A 15,723-nucleotide genomic window follows, 5' to 3' on the forward strand; every position below is an offset into this window, starting at 1 on the left:
AACAGATCCTAGAGAGCGCTGCGACTCCTGAACTCCGGCTGTGTTCAATCCTGTGCCCTCTGGACCGAAGTTTTAGCCGAGGCCCGTGCCGCCTCCAGGCGGCGGCCTGACTATCACAGGTGGCTGAGCGTGAAGGCGGCCAGGAAACCGCAAGTGGTGGCTAGGCCGATTATGGCCCCACCTTCCTCAAAAGCCTCAGGCAGCATGGTGGAGGACAACATCGTCAGAATGGCCCCAGCGGCAAAAGCCTGAATGCCAGCGGTCAGATTGACGTCTGCGCCGCGCAGGGCCAGGTAGCCCAGGCCAGAGGCCAGCGCACTGAGGAGCGCAATGGCCGTCCACATCAGGAGGATCCGGGAGGTTCGGTGTCCGGCCCGCTTCAGGCCGACACTGGCACTCAGACTTTCTGGAATGTTGCTCAGGAATACGGCGGCCAGGAAAACCCAGCTCAGCTTTCCGCCAGCCAGAAGGCCCACCCCGATGGCGACCGATTCCGGGATGCCGTCCATCAGGCTGCCCAGAACGATGGCGGACGCCTGGCCGTTCTCCTGTTGCCCCGTGCTGCGTTTACGGTGTTTTCCTCCTGCACGGTTGATCGCGAGGTCGCCCAGGAAGAAAGCGAGCGCGCCGAGCAGCAGGCCGATGGAGGCCGCATCGAACCCACCCTTCCCAAAAGCCTGATCCATCAGTTCAAAGGCCACACTGCTGACCAGCACGCCGGCCCCAAGGGCCATGATCAGGGCAACCCATTGTTTTCTTAATGGCGCATAGAGCCCCACAAGCGCGCCGAGCACCAGGGAGGACCCCCCTGCCAGGCCCCAGAGAGCAGCTGTCCACATGGCCCGATTATCGCACCAGAGAGGCCAACTAAGCTCGAAGAACCGTGGCTCGGGAGAGGTCAGATCCAGAGGGACTCACGGCCTGATTGACGATGCCATCCGACTCTTGCAACGTTTTGTCCTGAGTTCCCGCAATGTTGAAGACCTGAAGCTGGAACGTGGCGTATAGGTCACTCGTGATCTGCCACTGGTGCATCACCTCAGGTTCAGGAGTCAGCTTGCCCAGGGCCAGCGTCCCTGAGTTAGCCGTCGTACTCACCGCTTACAAGATTCTCGCGTAGCTGCCACAGGCTGACCGGAGCGAGGGTGCCGCTCATGGGGCGTGGATCCGCAGGATCGGCACCGCCGGAGATATTCCATGCAGCCATCAAGGCCGCTCGCGCTTTCAACAGGCGCGGCAGTTCCTGGTCCCAGGTGGAATCCAGTGGCATGGCCTCGCGGTAGCCCGACAGCACTTCAGTCCATATAGCAGGGCGTTGCCCACGGGGGACTTCCAGGACCGCGCGGGCCAGGTCTGTTGCAAACGGGCCGTACACCGGCTCATCGAAGTCAATCACCACCACGCGCTCACCATCCCAGATGGCATTGCCGGGCCGCAAATCACCGTGCGTCAGGCCCAGGCCAGGGCGGGCAGACAACGGCTCATCCGGCCAGCCGCCTTCCGGGCCGCCCACCGCATCTACCCAGGGCGTCAGTGCTTGAAATGTCCTGTCAATCACAGCTTCTTTCTGCCCATGTTCCTGCGCCCCATGCCAGAATGCCCGCCAGCTCGGAAAGATGCCGGGTAAAGCGGGACCAAGCATGTGTGGTGTGCCTGGCGCAGGCATAAAATGGCGGGAAACCGCATGCAGTTCTCCGATGGATCGCCCAAAAGCCCGGTACAGGACGGGCGTGGGCGGACATTCACTCACGCGTGGGCCTGTGATGCCCCGGACAGCGGTGGCGAGGAAGAGATCATCTGCCTGCCACATGGCCTCAATCCAGTGGCCGTCCAGCGACACGAGTGGTTCGTTGACCGGTGCACCGTGTGCGTGCAGGTAACGCAGCCAGGTCAAAGGCGGGGTCAGGAATTCGGTGTTGCGGAGGTCACCGTGCGTGAAGCGTAGATAGAGGGGCCCTCCGCGGTCCTCCGTGCGGTAGACGTGATTGAATCCGGCGTTCACCAGGGTGGGTTGTCGCGCACCCCAGCGGGCCGCCGCGGCCTCCACCGTTTCTGGCCGTAAGCGGCCAAGCGTCTCCGTCCAGTTCATCCGTATCCGCCATGTCTCGCGAGAGTGCCCAGTGACGTCAGCTGCAGCGAATGGAGCCGGGTCAATGCCTGGGTACAGGCACTGCCCGTAGCCGGACTGAAATCACAGGAGGTCACACGTGGCAGGCTAGCAAGGAAAGCACATGACGAGACGTGAGGCCCCTGATCGGGCGACACTCATTCCACTAAGGAAGCAGAGCACGCAACGCAGTCTCTCAGAGTGCCAGCCCTGAATTCTGCAGAGTGCCAACCATCGGGCCCAGCAGACGGCGGTACGCGAACGCCTTCATGTTCCGCACAGGCCAGCAGTCGTTCCTACCGGGGCTGGTCAGCCCCTCCTTGATAAGGCTGGGCCAACACCGCCCGGCATCCGGGGCACGCCCTCGTCGTTCCGATGAGGGCGTAGGCCAGGGGGGCAGACTGGGACTTCCACGGTGAACGGGCGCGGTGGTAAAGCTCCCCAGACTGACCTCGTTCAACACGGCGCCCGTATCAGCGCAGCTGTTCCAGAATCGTCGGATCCTGAATCTTTTTGTCCTCGGCCAGCAGCAGCACCTTGCTGATGACTTCCGCCGTCTTCGGGTCAGGATCGGCAAACGGCAGGAACAGCCGGCCCGCGTGCTGGTTGTGCACCGGAATCACGCACAGGAAGCCGCCGGGCATGCGGTGGACCGTGCCGCTGCCCAAATGGACGGTGTAGTTGGCGTACTGTCCGGCGATCAGGGCGTGACTGTTCTCCAGCCGTACATTGCCCAGCTTAAGCAGCCGCAGGGTTTCACGCAGCAGGTCCGTTCGCATCTCCACGGTGCTCAGACTTGCTTCTGGATCGACGCCGCCCACGTGGGCCACACCCACCACCAGGTCCAGATCACGCAGGGTCTCGCTCAGCACACGGGGTGGCACCTCACTGAGCGCAACGAGCTGCGCCCGGCCCAGCTCATCGGTCTCGTCCTGACGCACGAAATAGACCGCGTTCAGGGCCGCACCCTCCACCTCGTTGGGGGTGCCGTACCCCACGCTGGTGTCCACCCAGACATTCAGGCCCTCGTGGTGGAACGTCTTGCGGACGCCTTCCTCGGGCACCATGACCCAGCCGCGCGCCTTGAACAGGGCGGCGGCCTTGCCCGGCTGAACGTGATGTCCTGCGTAGCGCTGGCTGCGGAGTGCGCCGTTTCCCTCGGCGGCGGTCAGCGGATAGTACTCGCGGAACGCCTGCTTGAACGGCTGGGTTACGTTTTCCACCATGATCCGTTCCTGGAAGGCGGGCCAGTGGCCGCTCAGGTACAGGTCATGCGGGTGCGCCAGACGCAGGGATTGCTCACCGATAGCCTGCGGGCCTGCTGGGGTCTGGAGCTGGCCGTCCTGCCACCAGCCCACGTGCACTTCGTCCAGCACCCACAGCAGGCTGCCCAGCATCGGGGCGATCACCGGATGGCGGCCCAGGTCCACAAGCTCCTGCGGCGTGAAGTAGTCGCCCCGCACCATTGCCTCTTCCAGCGCCGCGCGCATGCGGCCACGGGTGGCCTTCAGCTCAGTCACAGCGGCGCGCAGGGCAATCACTTCCGGGTGCTTCTTGAGGGCGGGCGGGAGCGTCTTGAGGGGCCGCTCACCGCGCCGCAGACCCAGACTGGCTTCTCCCTGGGGCGTCAGTTCGATGCTCAGGGTCACGCCCTCTGTGGTCACGGTGGCCTGCCAGTCGGGGGCCATGCGGGCCTCCATCGCCCACGTCAGGCGCTGAGGATCGCTGTAGCCGGCGCTGCGGGCCAGGTTCTGCATACCGATGTCGGCGGCCAGGCGTTCACTGGCCTGCCGCTGCGCCCCGAACTGTCTGGCCCCGCGGCGGAACTCGCTCAGCACGCGGTAACGGCCCTCGAGTTCTTTGGCCCGCCTCGCCCTGGCCCGGCTCAGAGGCAACAGCCCCAGCGCCCGAACCGCGTCCTGGTTGCGTTTTTCGACAATCCGGGCCCGCAGATCGTCCTCCGCCAGTTCACCCAGAATGGCCCGCGCGAACAATTCGGCGCGTTTGTGGCCGCCGCTGCTGCTGGCGTATTTGGCCGCGTCCAGCAGGGCAGCGAAACGCTCCCTGCCCAGCGCTATGTGCATTTGCCTGAACCATGCCACGTCGACCGCCCCCTCGGTCAGGTCATTCGCGCTCAGGGGGGTGCGCTCGGCGATCTCAGCTTCCCAGGAGTCGCGGATGTCCTGCGGCACACTCCAGTTGCTTTCCTTGGTGTGGGCATGCAGCCAGTACACGCCACTGCGCAGGCCCCGCCAGCCCAGGGTAGCGGCCACCAGATTGGCCCACTGGGGCGCGAACATCGCCAGGTCCAGCAGTCGGGCATCGCTCAGCTTGTATTCCTCCACCAGCGTGGCAAACGTGGCAGGCGTGTCGTGGGGTGATGGGAACGACACCCGGATCAGATGACTGAAGGTCACGTCACGGCTCTCGTTGCGCCCCTGATAACCGCGCTTCAGCGGATTTTTGCCCAGCCCGGCCAGGAGGCGCAGTGGCAGCGCCGCACCCACCGCGCTCCGCAGAGCCAGGGCAGGCCGCGTGGCCAGCGTTTCCAGATCGCCGCGCGTGACCTCCACCTCCAGCACGCGGGCACGGACCTCGTCCACCGCCGCCAGCCACCCGGGGGTGATGGGCAGGTCGCTGCGCAGCTTGCGGTGGGTGTAGTCCCTCAGGTCATCGAAATCGCTGCCCGAGAAGTAGCCCACCGGTTCGGAGCGCGGGCCGATCAACTGGTCGAGCAGATCGGCCCGGCTGGCCCAGCCGCGGTCATAGGCGCGCAGCAGGAGCCCGGTGGAGGGCCGCCAGCGGGCCAGAGCTGGGAAGGCCGCGTTCTGGTAGAGAGTAATGCGCCAGTACCGCTCCAATGGTCCGTCCGGCAACTGGGAGACGGGCAGGCCGTGCGTCAGGAACGAGAACAGTTCGCGCGGGTCCTGCGTCCTCCAGGAATAGCGGGAGTCCTGCACGGCCTGTGCGTCCTGCGGAAGGTAGGAAAGGGCCGTCTCCCAGGCGTCCAGCGCCATTTCAGTGTCCAGGTCGCCACGGAACTTCTCCATCAGGTACGGATGAACCGCGCGCAGCAGATCGGCGTATTCCAGCCATAAAGCAGTCGGTGGTCCCAGGGTGCGGTGGATGGTTTGACGGATCAACCGTTGCCAGGCTGCGCTGGCGCCAGGTGTGGCCCCGTCCTCCTCGTCCTCCGGGTCAGCGCCCAGATCGTCCGACAGCTCTGCCAGGGTGGTGTCCTTGCGGGCCACAAAATGACCCAGGGCCCAGCCCATGCGGGTCAAATCGCCGTCCTGGGGATCCGTGCGGCCCTTCCACCAGCCGTCCCATACCTCAGCCAGGGGCATGGTGCCGTTGATGCTGGGACGCAGCATCCAGGACGAGACGTTGCCCAGCAGGATGGTCTCTTCGCCGTCGTAGCCCACCCCCAGCAGCGGCGTCTCCCGGTGGGCGACGATCACGGCGTCGAGGTCCCGGAGCAACGCCGCGCCGCGCTGGACATCCTGCGGGTAGTCGCGCCCCCGGACCTCCAGCGGCGTGGACGGGGTCCGGTCCGCCGGATCGAACAGACCCAGGCCGTTTTCCAGCGAGAGCTGCCGCTCCGGCTCGGTCAGGCGGGTGTACAGGGTCTGCTCACTGACATTTTTGGGCGTGAAGTCCGTGGGCGGCGCGGCCCCCACCTCCTGCAGCAGTTGCAGTCCGGCCTGGCGCTGATCGGTGTTGTTGGTCTTGAGCAGGGCCAGGGCGCTGGCCTCGGCCAGCGCGGCGTCGCGGGCCAGGAGGCGGATCAGCCCCCGGCGCAGGTCCGCGCTCTTGCGCTTCAGCAGTGTCTGCACCACGCCGACCTCCTCTGGACTGGGCGTCAGGTGCGACATGGCCTCCACGGCGGCCTGCGACACGCTGCTGTTGCGGTCCTGCAGCAGATCCAGTAGCAGCGTGCGGGTGGCCGCGTCGATGGGCTGGACTCCTTCCTTGTGGCGCAGCTCGATCGTCTTGAGGACGTAGGTCTTGCCGTTGCTGCTCATCGCACTGACGTGGGGGGCCAGCCGCGAGATATGGCCGTCGCCCAGCACTGCGTAGAGGTTGTCCATGGCATCTACACGCGCGGGCAGGTGACCGAGCCACGGGAACAGGAGGGGGTGCTGGCTGGCCTCGCCGGGGAGCCGCTGTGCGTAGGCGAGGTACGCCTCGAAGGAAAAATCAGGTCTTTGATCCGGCTGGGCCCAGCGGCTGACCAGTTGCCCGGCCAGCGTCGCCAGGCGCGTGTCGGGGTCACCGAGCAGCACCGTGCGCGCGCTCTGGTCCAGCCGTCCGGCGGCCATCAGAAACTGGGCAGCGGCCATGCGTCGCTCGGTGTCGGCATCGCCCAGTAGTGGCTGGGCCAGTTCGGCCGCTCCGGTAGCGTCGCGCATCGCCAGGACAAACAGCGCCAGGTAAACGTCCACCCCGGGGCCGTCACCGACGGCGGCGCGGGCGGCCGTAGTGTCTTCCAGAAAGGTCAGCGCCCGCGTCAGCAAGCCGCGCACCACTTTAAGCTCACCCACATCGTAATTCAGACCGAACCACACGCACGCGGCCCGCAGGACGGCGGCGAAGCGCAGCAGGTCCTCTTGCAAGATCAGGCGCAGAACCCGGGTGAACGGCTCGGTCCCCGCCTCATCCACGGTCTCCAGGATCACCTGCCGCAGCCCTTCCTGACGCTGTGCGGCCAGCAGCAGGCCCTCCGCCAGCGTCCACGCCTCGGGGTGGGTGCTCGACAGCAGGGCCAGTGGCACATGGCGTCCCATCCGCGCGACAGGATGCTGAGTGGAGGCCGTGTCGCGCAGGATCTGGAACACCGCCGCGTGGCCGTCACTGATCGCCTGGCCCAGCAGAAGACCGAGGCTGTTGGCCTCCCACCCACCCAGCAGCCCGGCGTGTACCGCAAACCATTCCAGATCCTGCGGGTAATCACGGCTGGCCTCCCACGCAGCCATCAGCCACGAGGCCGCCCGCACCGCCTGGACACGTTCGCCCGGCGCACGAAAGGCGCGGCGTGCATAACCCTCGGTGTACGGGTGACGGGTCAGGAGGGCGTCAACCGTGTGCCGAGCGGTCTCGGGAAACTGAGGAAAGAGCAGAGCGGTCAGTTCGTGACGCGCCGCCTCGGTGCTCCCATGGAGGTGGTCGGCCAGCGCCGCCTCGCGCTTCTCACGTTCCTGGTAGTCGTAGGTGTCCTTGAGCAGTGAGCGGATCAGCTCAGCGAGGGAGGGGGACGCGGCACCCAGCCGCTCTTCCAGCGGAGCCCTCCAGGGCTGCTGGAAGGATCTCAGGTGGTCCTGAAGGTCCACTCAGCCCCCAGCCAAAGCCGTCAGGCGCAGGAAAAGCAGGGTGCTGTCGGGCTTCAGGGTCACGACCTGATCCAAGCCTTCGATCTGTTCGTCATCCACGAACACGTAATACAGCCCGTCACCGTAAGCCTGCAGGGCAGTCTGCGTGGCGTCCTTTACGGTCACCGTGCCGCTGCGTTCCTGCGGGGCAACGCTGATTCGGCCCATCGCCGCGCCGTCGCTCAGGTCCCGTTCCGTCAGCACGCGAAGCATGCCCACGCTTTCCTGTCGCTCGTGATAGGCGGCCACCTCCTGATGGACGAGTGTAGTGAGCAGGCTGCGCAGGGTCTGGGGGCCGTCTGGTAAGGATGTGGGACGGCGTTCGAAGGGGGTACGGCGGCCGACGATCTTCGTTTCGACAATCACAGAAAAACCTCGCTGCGGGTGAGGGGATTTGGATAGTGCTAAACTTCACCTTCAATTGTAGCGGCGGAAATTGGTTATGTAAATAGCGTAATCCAAAGTGGGATTACGAAGAGGAAAACCATGAGAGTGACAGTCAGCGGTCAGGGTGATCTGCCGAGCCTGAAGGACGGGACAGCGGTCATCGTTGCCCTCGATCCCGGCACCCATCTGAGCGACGGTTCGCGGCGTCTGGCCGAGCATGACGGGCCCAGGCTCAATCTGCAGGTGCATGACGTGTGGTTCGACTCGGACCGTCACGTTGTGCCCAGCGATGAACACCTGCAACAGATCGACGCTTTCCTGACAACACATCAGCCTGCCCACCTGCATGTTTCCTGCCTGGCGGGCGTGAGCCGCAGCGCCGCCCTGGCCCTCTATGCACTAACACGGATGCACCCGGAGCTCAGCGACCGGGAGTTGGTGGAGCGGCTGCTCACGGCACGTCCCCAGTGCTTTCCGAATCCCCTGATCGTGGGTCTGGTGGATCAGCGGCTGCAGCGCGGACTCACGGGCGCTCTCCAGGAAGCCTTCGCCGACAGCGAGATGCCCTGGCCTCCTGCCTGAAGGATGTTGCCTGCCTCGCCGAGTCCATGGCCGGGGTGGGCTCAGTTGGAGTCCCGCTCAGAACACGATCTGAACCTGCTACCCCTCAGGTTTAAGGGTCATCTTCGTGCCACGCAACCAGAATCTGACGCGGCTCGACCTGATCGGCTGGGTGCAGTCACCACAGCGTACGAGCGTGAGGGAGAAGGGCAGCCGAGAGTGGAGGGCATTGGCCCGGCTCAGAACCTTGTTCCCTCTGGCCTGGAGGATGGCGCTTCTGGTCTCTATGCGGGAGATTTTCTGAAGGGCAATCTGAGATAGGTTTATCCTTAAGCGCATGGATGAGTCCATCGCACCGCCGCAGCACCTGCGCGACCTCGCGCGGCTGCGCCGTGTGCGTGACCGGATTGACCGCGAGTACGCACAGCCGCTCAACGTCGAGGTGCTGGCCCGCGACGTGAACCTGTCGGCAGGGCACCTGAGCCGACAGTTCCGACTGGCGTACGGCGAGTCACCGTACAGCTACCTGATGACGCGTCGCATTGAGCGCGCCATGACCCTGCTGCGGCAGGGTGATCTGAGCGTCACCCAGGTTTGCTTCGAGGTCGGCTGCTCGTCGCTGGGCACCTTCAGCACCCGTTTCACAGAGCTGGTTGGGATGCCGCCCAGTGTCTACCGTCAACACGCGTCAGGCTCGACGACAGGGATCCCACCGTGTGTGGCAAAGCAGGTCACCCGTCCGATCAGGAATCGAGAAGCGCCGAACACCGGGTAAATCTAGGATGACGACATGAACCTGACCATTCATCAGACGTTCCTGCCACACACCGACCCGAATGCCTCGCTGGCGTTCTACCGCGACACCCTCGGCTTCGAGGTGCGGGGCAGCGTTGAGTACGCTGGCATGCACTGGATTACGGTTGGCCCACCAGCTCAACCGAACCTGTCCATCGTCCTGCACCCGCCCGCCATTGATCCGGGACTGACTGAAGCTGAGCGCCGCACCATTGCCGAAATGATGGCCAAGGGCACGTATGCCAGCATCAACCTGGCCACCGACGATCTGGACGCTACGTTCGAGCGGTTGCAGGCCAGCGACGCCGAGGTCGTCCAGGAACCGACGGAGCAGGCCTATGGTGTGCGCGACTGCGCCTTCCGTGATCCAGCCGGCAACATGATCCGGATTCAGGAGCGGCACTGAGCCTTTCGGGGACACCTTCGTGAGCTGGGCGGCAACACACGTTCGTGGCGGTTTTTACCGTCACCTCCCCACAGGAGTGGATTCAATGACGGTAAAAACCGTAGACCAACCCGCGCAGCCCGCCAAACGCACAGCTGCAGCCAGTCAAGCGAAAGCATCCGCCCGGTTCACGGAGGAGGAACGGGCGGCGATGAAAGAGCGGGCCAAGGAGGCGAAGCGGGAGACGCGGCGCAGTACGCGTGCCGCCAGGGGAGAGGCGGAGAGCGAAGTTCTGGCAAAACTCGCGGAAATGCCAGAAGCGGACCGGGCGCTGGGTGAGCGGTTGCATGCCCTGATTAGTACTCATGCACCCGTCCTGTCGCCAAAACTGTGGTACGGCATGCCCGCCTACGCCCGGGAAGGCAAGGTCGTCTGCTTCTTCCAGGGGGCACGCAAGTTCAAGACGAGGTACGCGACGCTGGGCTTCAGCGATGAGGCGAAGCTCGATGACGGTGTCCTGTGGCCAACCGCTTTCGCCCTGACGGAATGGACCCCTGAAGTCGAGACCAGGGTCGCCGCTCTGATCAAGAAAGCCGTAGGCTGAGCACCGCCTCAGTGAAACCCAGCGAGATTCAGCGCTTCAGGTTGAAGCTCCAGTGGCCTTTGCTGTCCTTGCAGGTCCCTGATCATCTCGCTCTGGCGACACGATCCCCCAGACTGCCGCGGGTGGCTATTCCCGCGTGCGCAACAGAAAAGGCGGCCCGAAGACCGCCTTGATTTCTCTAAAATAGCCTGGTATTCGCGATCTGTCAAATCTATGCACTGGGTTCAAGATGTCTGAACTCAGAATATCCAGGCCAGGACTCGCCAGGAGTCAAACCACAAATTTCCCTTCGTTGTGCGCATCGTCGTCTGGTCAGCGCTCAGTCCGGCGGCGCCAGTTGCGGAACACCCAAGATTGCTTTTCTTTCCAGGCGGGCCGGAGTGAATACATCAGTGCGGCCCGTTGCGTTGATGACCTCTCATTACCCGCTAGAGCCTCCTGGCTCCTTCTCGGTTTCCGGCGTCCTACTAGGTCTCCTTTCCGGTGGGCACGGGAGCAAGTGCCAGCCTCACCAGATACTGACCCTCTTCTCTGCCCCCTCCCTCGCCGCCCGTCGCACGGCTGTGGCGTGCCAGCACGTCAATCAGGTCGAGTTGCAGGGCTTTCGCCTGACGTCTGGTCAAGGGGCCAAGGGTCAGTGCGTAATTCAGCACGGCTGGGTCTTCTGCGCTCAAGGCATGCCAGGGTTCCTCTGGGCGAATGGCGTCATAGAGAGCTATGCCATTCTCCTTGCGGTACAGCAGCATTCCCCAGCCGTGCTCTTCATGCACCCCCCGCATGACCTGCAACAGCGCTCGCTGCAACACTTCCTCGAACGCCCGCTGTTCACGCAACAGAACTTCGAGGAGGTTTGTGGCGTCGGTGCGGTGATACGGCACGAAAAAGCGATCCGCCACCGAGCGGTAGATCCGGATGGCCCGCCCTGCGCGCGCTTCTTCCCGGATTACCTCGACAAGACCGAGTGCGACCATGCGGCGCACCCGGTAAAGAACGCTGTTGGCAGTCACGCGCAGTTCCTCTGCGGCGCACTGCACGGTGCATTCCCTTCCGAGAAAGGGTTCTAGAAAGCGTCGTTGCCTGGGATCGGCCAGGAAAATGGCGGCGTGCGCGCTTTCAACGATGAACGTCTGGTCACCCAACATGGGCGGTGGTGAACGCGCTGACCAGGTGCCTCAGGATGCTCGACAGGCCTTCCTCAGCCTGCCCACCCGCCGCGTTCGTCACGGCGACAAAGGCATGGCCCTCGTCAGGCAGGACCACGATGAATGCCAGGAATGTATCCGCGCTGCCGGAGTGTGTACTGGCGCGCATGCCCCGGTAGGTCGTGACGCCCCAACCCAGGCCGGCCTTGATGTCTGGCCGGAAGGGCGTGTGCAGCGCAGTCAAGGCTTCTGGACTTAAAAAGTGACCTTGACCGCACAGGCCCCGGAGATGTGCGCGGGCGAAAGTAGCGAAGTCAAGTATGTTCATGTGGGCGTCCCCCGCGGGGCCGATGGCTGCATGAAGCTGATAGCGTCCCTGTGGGTTGTGCGGGACGTGGCGACGTCGCCAGAGGTGGCCCCACGGCTGCTGGTCGTGCTTGCGACCAGGCCACCCGAAGCCCGCGCTGTCCAGCCCGAGCGGCTCGAACACGCGCGTGTGCATGAGCTCCTCCCAGGGGGTGCCGGTGAGTCGTTCGGCCAGAACCGCCGCGACGCCATACCCTGCATTGGAGTAACCATATTCACCGATGGGCCGGGCAGGAGGCTGCTGAAGCACCCAGCGGGCGAAGGTTTCACGCTGCCGGACAGCGGAACCCCGCCGGGCCGGAGCAGGTTTGAAATCCACGTCGTCCCCAAAGGCGGGGAGGCCAGCGCAGTGAGCGAGGAGGTGGGCCAGGGTGACCTCGTGATGGTCCGCATGGAGCTCCTGAGCGGGGAAGACCTGGGTCAGCCGGGTGGTCCAGTCGAGGGTTTCGGGAACCAGGGAGGCCAGCATTGTGGCCACCATTGGTTTGGTACAGGACCCTAGATGGACGCGGTCAAAGACAGTGAGAAGCTCGGGGTGGTTGAGGCGGCGGACCCCACTCGCGCCGGCGACCAGTGGGCCGTCAAGTGGGGCAGCCGCCCAGACGACCCCGGGCAGGGAGTGGTCCCCGCGGAGTTGGTCAAGGTCACGTAACAGAGAGTCAGGTGTGACGAAGGTGTGGGACATGCTTCAGCTTGAGGCTGCGTCTAGGTGAGATGAAAGAGTCGATCTCAGGTAGAAGAATGGGAAGACAGTTTGGGCAAGGAAAGCGACAACCGCTGATCATCTGTGACTGACCGTTATGCCTTCTGTTCGGCAGGATTGGGCACGCCGTTCAGCAGTCTCACCGCTTTTCACCCAGCAGGCCGGCCGGCAACGTCTCCAGCGGCGCAAGTTGAAATCAGTTACGAAACCTTTCGTGGATGAAGTCGTCCATTCTCTTCACTCCGAACCTAAGAGTGACCTCGCGGGGAACCATACATGGGCGCGATACCAGTGTGGTGTCCCCCACAGCCTTGATCAAGGACGATCTGCGCCTCCCAAAGGCCGGCCATCCTCTGCCACCCGATAAAGATCTGACAAGGGTTGCCCGAGGCTATGGGCAAACCAGATGCGCATGGCCGCTTTGGCATCGGCTGCGTCTCTCTCCCCGCGTTCGACTTGCTCCAGTAAGGGGACGAGCGGCTCAATGGTTTGCAGGAATTTCGCCAGCTGGATTTCGACGAAGGCACTCATATTCATGTCCATAGCGCCAAAGATCCGTCGTGTCTCTCGATAGATATCCGGATCGATAGTGAGATTCAGCCGAGCTTTGGTTGTTTTTTTCATACAGATAGTATACATACAGCATCTGTACGCTGCTGATCGTGTGGTTTAGATTCCGGGCGGTGGCATCCAAGCGAGGAGGGCAGCCTTAAGACGAGGCAGGCTGCCCTTCTTCGATCGATATCTGGCCATGATCACTTTTCCTGACCGATCTCCTGCGCGTGAATATCATTACTGCTGAAGGGCACGCTTTTCGGTCAGCCTCCGAGCGACCAGACGAAGGGATGCGGTCAGCGAGAACTGAACATGGTTGCTCGTGGGGGCTACGCTCTATTCGCCCCCTTGTTGCCTGCAGAGATGACGGACCCCATCTGTTTGCCAGCTACGAACTCTCCTCTGATTCTGAAGAGAGAGCTCGCGAACGCGTCGAAGATCTTTTTCTCCGGGGTGATCACGAAGTTCTCGTGGCACAGCGCAGTCGCTCCGTCGTCATCCTTGCCTAAAGCACGCGTTTGCACGCCCGGCTCATGCGCTCGTCTTGTTCAGTCGTGCCTATGCCTTACAGCGCGAGCACCTGGCCGTCCTCTGGGACAAGCAGCTGCGCCGCGAAGCCCTGCTCAACTGCGAACGCGCGCAGTTCGCTCCTTGACAGCACCGAGTGATTGACCGCTTCCATATGCGAGGCGACCAGGGTTGCGGTCGGCGTAGCGCGGTGGACGGCCAGTACGTCCTCTTTATTCATGATGATCGCTCCCAGCCCGAGCACCTGCGCGTCGCCGCAATTAAGGACAACGATGTCGGGGCGGTGCGCGCTGAGCGCCTGCTCCACGTGGGCGTTGTAGACGGTGTCGCCTGCAAGGTACAGCGTCTTCTCGTCCGGGTGCCGGAATACCACCCCGCTCACCTCACCGAGAATCTCGCCGATGGCGGCCATGGCCGCGTCCGAGCCATGCTGCCCGGTGGTTTTGGTGAGTGTGACGCCTTCGAACCCGGTGTTTGCGGTCATCACGCGGACATCCATGAAGCCGGAAGACTTCACCAGCTGAGCGTCCGCGTCGTGCTGTACAAAAATCGGAAGCGTCTTTGGCAGCTGCTGCCTGGCGACCTCATCCCAATGGTCCAGGTGGGTGTGAGTGACGATCACAGCGTCCACTGCGAGAAGGGCGTCCAGCGGTATGGGCAGCGCCACCGTTGGGTTGCGGCGCTCGCTATTCAGGGTGCCCTCCAGGCCAGGATAGGCCCCCTGAACAGCGAGCATGGGATCGATCAGGAAGGTTTTGCCGGCGTACGAGAGCTTCAAGGTGGCATTGCGAATCTGCTGAATCTGCATGGTGGGTTCCTTCTGAATTGGGGCTGGAGCAGGGGTCCGGGGTGTGGGTCAGCGACGCACAGCCGGCTGGACCGGGTGCGGTGAGTGACTCTGAGCTTCAGCTGGGAGGACTGATCTGTCCACCAACGGCTTGTGCCTCCAGGTGGTGCGCCTCTGCCGCCAGTTTTTCGTGCAGCCGCTGGAGCGCCGCGATCTGAGCTGCCACATCCGCGAGCTTGCGGGCGTACAGGGCGCGTACTTCCTCTACTGGTGCGCCCAGTGTGGTGTTTCCTTGACGGAAGCAGGGCGCGCGTTCACGAATTTCGTCCAGCCTGAACCCGGCACTGAGGAAGAGCTGAATGAGCTTGACCCGTTCGACGTCCTCCGCCTGAAAGACCCGGTAGCGGTTTTCCTCCCGGGTGGCGTTTAGAAGACCGAGACCGTCGTAGTGGCGGATGGCGCGAACACTGACTCCCGTGGCGCTGGCAAGTTGTCCGATGCGCATCGTTTCCACCCAGGCAGGATAGACCCTGACATATGTGTCAGGGTCAAGGGGTGGAGTTCAGCATGGCACAACGATAAAGGTTGTCTCTCCCGACAGCAGTGGACAATAGCAGGCATGACCATTCCTGGCCTGACCTTGCCACCGCTTCCAGACGCGGCGCTGGTCAGCGTCCCTGGGCCTGCTGGTGGGCTGGGCGGGTACTTCTGGCGGCAAAGGGGTGATGCGCCCGCCGCACTGCTCCTACATGGCTGGGGCCAGGACGCCAGCGCGATGGTCCACCCGGCCCGGCAGTTGCATGCGGCCGGATGGCATGCCCTGAGTCTGTCCCAGCGGGGCTGGCTGGGCTCGGCTGGCTGCGACGACTACGGCCTCAGCGGGCCTGAGGATCTGGGCGCGGCGTCCGACTGGCTGAGTGCACAGCCTGAAGTGAAGGGCCCGCTGGTCCTGTTGGGCTTCAGCATGGGTGGACTGAGCGCGCTCCTGAGCGTCTCCATGCCCGGGGCCCGACCCACCCGCGTCACGCACGTAATCGCCGTCAGTGCCCCCACCGATCTGCGCGCTGTCTATGATGCGTCCACCCTGCGCATTCTGAAACGCTGCTACGACGCGGTTCTGACCCCCGAACAATGGCGCGAGGGCTCGCCGATCACCCATGTCGCTGGCCTGCGGCGGCCGGCCCTGGTGGTCATCGGGACCCACGACCACATCTGTGCGCCGGAGATCGGCCGACAGTACGCCCAGGCCGCCGACTCCCATCTTCTAGAGTACACAGACATGGCGCACGAACCGGACGAGACCCAGTGGGCCGCTATTGTTCGTGAGCTGGTGGCATGGGTCCAGCGAACTGAACACGCCAACACCCCTCGTCCTAGTAGCTTCCCTGTCTGAGTCCATTGACGGGGCCACTATTGGCAGTGTTGGCTCAAGCC

Annotated in this window: 14 protein-coding genes; 5 read left to right on the top strand and 9 right to left on the bottom strand. The window is 63.8% G+C overall.

Annotated features, from left to right (window positions below; all coding sequences use genetic code 11):
* Positions 1-113: 113 nt before the first annotated feature.
* From HNQ08_RS24105 to HNQ08_RS27675, 4 genes are all read right to left on the bottom strand, one after another.
* On the bottom strand, positions 114-734 hold the full coding sequence (locus HNQ08_RS24105) for a ZIP family metal transporter (RefSeq protein WP_229790237.1): 621 nt from the start codon (positions 732-734) through the stop codon (positions 114-116).
* A gap of 347 nt (positions 735-1,081) precedes the next feature.
* On the bottom strand, positions 1,082-2,089 hold the full coding sequence (locus tag HNQ08_RS24110) for a phosphotransferase enzyme family protein (protein WP_184137719.1): 1,008 nt from the start codon (positions 2,087-2,089) through the stop codon (positions 1,082-1,084).
* Between the two features lie 491 nt (positions 2,090-2,580).
* The gene (locus tag HNQ08_RS28150; protein WP_184137721.1) at positions 2,581-7,437 is read right to left on the bottom strand and encodes a DUF4132 domain-containing protein; all 4,857 of its coding nucleotides are present in this window, start codon (positions 7,435-7,437) and stop codon (positions 2,581-2,583) included.
* Positions 7,438-7,842, bottom strand: a complete 405-nt coding sequence (locus HNQ08_RS27675; RefSeq protein WP_229790236.1) for a hypothetical protein — start codon at positions 7,840-7,842, stop codon at positions 7,438-7,440.
* Between the two features lie 120 nt (positions 7,843-7,962).
* Here HNQ08_RS27675 and HNQ08_RS24125 point away from each other — a divergent pair, with 120 nt between their 5' ends.
* The 4 genes from HNQ08_RS24125 (at position 7,963) to HNQ08_RS24140 (ending at position 10,208) form a co-directional block, all read left to right on the top strand.
* Positions 7,963-8,445: a hypothetical protein gene (locus HNQ08_RS24125; protein WP_184137722.1), complete on the top strand. Its 483-nt coding sequence runs from the start codon at positions 7,963-7,965 to the stop codon at positions 8,443-8,445.
* 316 nt (positions 8,446-8,761) lie between these two features.
* Positions 8,762-9,199 carry a helix-turn-helix transcriptional regulator gene (locus HNQ08_RS24130; RefSeq protein WP_184137724.1) on the top strand — a complete coding sequence of 146 codons (438 nt, stop codon included), beginning with the start codon at positions 8,762-8,764 and terminating at the stop codon, positions 9,197-9,199.
* A 15-nt stretch (positions 9,200-9,214) separates the two neighbouring features.
* On the top strand, positions 9,215-9,625 hold the full coding sequence (locus HNQ08_RS24135) for a VOC family protein (RefSeq protein WP_184137726.1): 411 nt from the start codon (positions 9,215-9,217) through the stop codon (positions 9,623-9,625).
* 85 nt (positions 9,626-9,710) lie between these two features.
* On the top strand, positions 9,711-10,208 hold the full coding sequence (locus tag HNQ08_RS24140; RefSeq protein ID WP_184137728.1) for an iron chaperone: 498 nt from the start codon (positions 9,711-9,713) through the stop codon (positions 10,206-10,208).
* 467 nt (positions 10,209-10,675) lie between these two features.
* On the opposite strand, the gene HNQ08_RS24145 is transcribed toward HNQ08_RS24140, so the two are convergent.
* The 5 genes from HNQ08_RS24145 to HNQ08_RS24165 form a co-directional block, all read right to left on the bottom strand.
* Positions 10,676-11,350 (bottom strand): helix-turn-helix domain-containing protein, encoded by a 675-nt coding sequence (locus HNQ08_RS24145; protein WP_184137730.1) that lies wholly within the window; start codon positions 11,348-11,350, stop codon positions 10,676-10,678.
* On the bottom strand, positions 11,340-12,401 hold the full coding sequence (locus HNQ08_RS24150; RefSeq protein WP_184137732.1) for a serine hydrolase domain-containing protein: 1,062 nt from the start codon (positions 12,399-12,401) through the stop codon (positions 11,340-11,342). Before HNQ08_RS24150 ends, HNQ08_RS24145 begins: the two co-directional genes overlap by 11 nt.
* Before the next feature lie 333 nt (positions 12,402-12,734).
* Complete coding sequence (locus tag HNQ08_RS24155) at positions 12,735-13,043, bottom strand: type II toxin-antitoxin system CcdA family antitoxin (RefSeq protein WP_184137734.1); 309 nt, start codon at positions 13,041-13,043, stop codon at positions 12,735-12,737.
* Positions 13,044-13,539: 496 nt separating this feature from the next.
* Complete coding sequence (locus HNQ08_RS24160; protein ID WP_184137737.1) at positions 13,540-14,310, bottom strand: MBL fold metallo-hydrolase; 771 nt, start codon at positions 14,308-14,310, stop codon at positions 13,540-13,542.
* A gap of 97 nt (positions 14,311-14,407) precedes the next feature.
* Entirely contained in the window at positions 14,408-14,794 is a 387-nt protein-coding gene (locus HNQ08_RS24165) for a MerR family transcriptional regulator (RefSeq protein WP_221284461.1), read from the bottom strand.
* A 114-nt stretch (positions 14,795-14,908) separates the two neighbouring features.
* Between HNQ08_RS24165 and HNQ08_RS24170 the strand changes: the two genes are divergently transcribed.
* Positions 14,909-15,682 carry an alpha/beta hydrolase family protein gene (locus HNQ08_RS24170; protein ID WP_184137741.1) on the top strand — a complete coding sequence of 258 codons (774 nt, stop codon included), beginning with the start codon at positions 14,909-14,911 and terminating at the stop codon, positions 15,680-15,682.
* Positions 15,683-15,723 lie beyond the last annotated feature (41 nt).

It is taken from the genome of Deinococcus humi, from assembly GCF_014201875.1.
In the GTDB taxonomy this organism is placed as follows: Bacteria; Deinococcota; Deinococci; order Deinococcales; family Deinococcaceae; genus Deinococcus; species Deinococcus humi.